The organism is Klebsiella sp. A-Nf5, from assembly GCF_002810545.1.
GTDB classification, from domain to species: domain Bacteria; phylum Pseudomonadota; class Gammaproteobacteria; order Enterobacterales; family Enterobacteriaceae; genus Klebsiella; species Klebsiella variicola.
In genome coordinates, this window is sequence record NZ_PIOG01000195.1 from 1 (window position 1) to 370 (window position 370).

The 370-nt window shown below is 57.8% G+C and carries 1 protein-coding gene; it reads left to right on the plus strand.

Translation table 11 applies throughout. The features are described 5' to 3' along the window. Nucleotides 1-370 (plus strand): ATP-binding cassette domain-containing protein (locus CWM53_RS20195; RefSeq protein ID WP_133124367.1); only part of this gene is annotated, 370 nt, incomplete at both ends.

A 370-nucleotide genomic window follows, 5' to 3' on the forward strand; every position in this document is an offset into this window, starting at 1 on the left:
CGAGAGAAAAAAGTGGTGCATGCGGTTAACCAGGTCACGGTGCAAATTTATCCCGGCGAGACGCTGGGCCTGGTCGGCGAGTCCGGCAGCGGTAAAAGTACCCTTGGACGGGCGCTGTTGCAGCTCGAACGGGTTGCGGCAGGAGAGGTGCGGTTCGATGGTCAGCGTATTACACATGGCTTAACCAGCGACATCGTCCGTCTGCGCCAGCAAAGCGCGATGATTTTCCAGGATCCTTTTGCGTCATTAAATCCGCGACAGACCGTGGGAGAAAGTATTGCGGAGGTACTGCGCGTTCATCAGAAGATACCGCGCGCGCAAATTGCTCAGCGGGTAGCGGAACTGCTCACCCAGGTTGGCCTGCGTACGC